Below are 2751 nucleotides of genomic sequence, written 5' to 3' on the forward strand. Positions count from 1 at the left end.
ACTGTAATTGGGAGGTATATAAAGAAATATCCGGCAACTATACCAATAATGAATGCAATAGTAATTGATGAGAAGAGAGGCATCTACCCCGCACCCAGAAAGCCCCGCCAGCGCAGTCCTCGCACCCCGCGAAAGTGGGGTGCGGGGTTTACTTCAAGGCTTCCTCACCTCAAGTCCTTCTATCTTTTTAAAATCTTTCTCATCATAAGTATATACAGTTGATAATCCTTTCTCTAATCCTGAATATCCCATTACTGCATCGGCAAATCTTATATTCTTGCCAGCATATACTTCAATTGCACTTCTGAAGACATCCTCCATTTCAACCTTTATCTCAGGGGTATTCAGAATAGCCAATACCATTTCTCTTATTACTTTCCTGTCAAGCTTATAAACCTTTTCCAGAACAAACACTGTCTCCATAACAGCAATTGATAGAAGATATAAGGTTATTCCTTTATCCTTTGCTCCTTTAATAAGCTTTTCACCACTCTTCTGTTTAATATCATCATCCTTAACCAAAAGCCTGAGTATTACACTGGTGTCTATGAAAGCCTTAAACACTTTCTTTTGCAACCTCCTCTGTCGCCTTTTCTATCATCTCCTCAATACTCATACCAAGATTCGGCAATGTTCCCATGTAGTCGAATATGGTTTTCCCCTTTTTTAGAACTATCTTATCGTCTGTTTCTTCTATTACCAGTGTATCTCCAATGTTTATGTTTAATTTTTTCCGCACATTTTTTGGTAGCGTTATCTGTCCTTTTGGTAATATTTTTACTACCTGCATAATATCTCCTGCAATTAGTTTATATCCTACTAATTTTAAAAATACTACAAAATTATAGTGTTTGTCAAGAAAAAACCCCATCCTGATTTCTCAGGATGGGGTTCCGATGTAGGGGAGCAGTAATGAAACAACTGCTCCGGGGTGTTAGAACTTCATTGCGATCCAATGGTCCACTGACCATGCTGTGTCTTTTGGTGTCAGGTCATAGAAGTTGCTCGGCTTGAACACACCGTATGTGATGCCATACTCAAGGTTCGCTGCGAGTTTATATATGGCTTTTGCATCGAACTCTGTGCCGAGGTTTCTATTTGTACCCCCTGAGACACCAGTTATAGCCATTGCCTTATCGGCCCTCAGAACATAGTATGCTCCCGAAAGCGCGAGGTCCTTTGTAGCCTTTCCAGCAAGACCGATCTTGTAATAGATTGTGTTTGAAAGACCGAATGAGATTGGCGACCATGCACCTGTCCCGGCAGCGCCAAGACCTGATTGACCTACCCTGAACTCATAGACATAGGTATATCTCGGGTCACCACCAAGGAAGGTCTGGAATGCTTTCTGCTTGTTTGTTGCAGAATCATCACCACTTCCACCAGCGGTCTCGAGGGTTATTGTTACAGGGTCAACCTTGTAGTCTACACCGACGAGATATGCCCAGGCAGAATATTTTATATTCTCTGTTGTAGAAAGTGCTGTCCAACCACTTGAGCCCTGACCATTGACATTCCCGAAATTGCTATCACCTTTACCACTCTGAATCTGGAGGTCTGCCCTGTATGTAAGCCCGGCAATTTTACCATCAGCAGTAATACCAACTTCGTTCAGCACATCGGTCTTTTTCCGTGTGGTTGTAGCCCTGCTTGCATTCTCGCCCCTTAACTGTGTGAGGTCAATGCCTATCTTGTTATTGGCATCGAGTTTGTGGATGATAAGGGCAGTGTAGCCATTCACATCGTTATTGACATTGGCTGTGCTTTCGGAGAACTTTATCGTAATCAAGCCGATGTGGGTCTCTTTTGTCGGGTCCATGAAGAAGACAATCGCATCATTGCCATACTTGGTTGCATCATAGAAGAGACCATGCCCGAGTTTGAGCAACTGATGACCGGCCTTCAATCCTGAAGTAAACCCAAGCCCTTTACCAGTGTAAAGCATCCATGCCTGACGGAGGGCACCAAAGTATCTGGACTGAACACCCTGGAAGCCCTGGTGTGATTGATCACCTGTTCCAGTAATACCCCATGTTGCGTTATCTCCACCCTCATGCTGAATCTCGATGAATGCCTTGAGGTTAGGTGATACAGTGGCATCAAGTTGGAGCCTTACCTGCTGGTCATAGTATTGACCTTCACCAGACCTGCCTGATAGCCAGAGTCTGTCATTGAGGTCAAACTGATGACCCTGTCTTCCCCTCACCCTCATTGTGCCAGAGAGTTTAATCTCTGCATAAGCCTGTGCTGCGAGGGCAACGAGGAGAAGTGTCCCGAAAAATATTGCAAAGAATTTTTTCATACTCAAATCCTCCTTTCATAAATAACAGTGAATAAATACCTAACTACCCCTGCACTACATCGGTTTTCTTTCTGCTATCACCTCCTATCTATGGATTTATGGGCAAAGTCCCAAATCTACGGACTCCGAAGCAAGACGCCTCGGCTATATAACATTGGATCTCAACATCTTAATAAAATAAAAACATATAAACCTATACCATCCATTTCACGCTTTGTCAAGACTTTTTTGATTCTCTCCTCTTCCTGTCGTTTAAATAAAGCAAATTTAATGCCAGGGATTGAAACAACAGTGTGGAGTTGTGAGTTTTGAGTTAGGAGTTGAGGAATTAATTGAAAATAGAGGTTTTTTATCTTTTTTACCTTTCACTTCTCACTTATTACTTATCACTTATCACTTATAATGTTTCCATCCTGCCACAGTATTATGGATTTTTTGCCACGAAAGAG

General features: G+C 42.4%; 3 protein-coding genes. All 3 read right to left on the reverse strand.

The annotated features are described in order from the left end of the window. Positions 1-153: 153 nt before the first annotated feature. Positions 154-564 carry a PIN domain-containing protein gene (locus AB1488_00190; protein ID MEW6408526.1) on the reverse strand — a complete coding sequence of 137 codons (411 nt, stop codon included), beginning with the start codon at positions 562-564 and terminating at the stop codon, positions 154-156. After that, a complete protein-coding gene (locus AB1488_00195) occupies positions 557-871 on the reverse strand; it encodes an AbrB/MazE/SpoVT family DNA-binding domain-containing protein (GenBank protein ID MEW6408527.1) in 315 nt (104 codons plus the stop codon). Before AB1488_00195 ends, AB1488_00190 begins: the two co-directional genes overlap by 8 nt. Positions 872-934: 63 nt before the next feature. Beyond that, positions 935-2302, reverse strand: a complete 1368-nt coding sequence (locus AB1488_00200; protein ID MEW6408528.1) for an alginate export family protein — start codon at positions 2300-2302, stop codon at positions 935-937. Positions 2303-2751 lie beyond the last annotated feature (449 nt).

It is taken from the genome of Nitrospirota bacterium, assembly GCA_040756155.1.
Lineage (GTDB): Bacteria > Nitrospirota > Thermodesulfovibrionia > JACRGW01 > JBFLZU01 > JBFLZU01.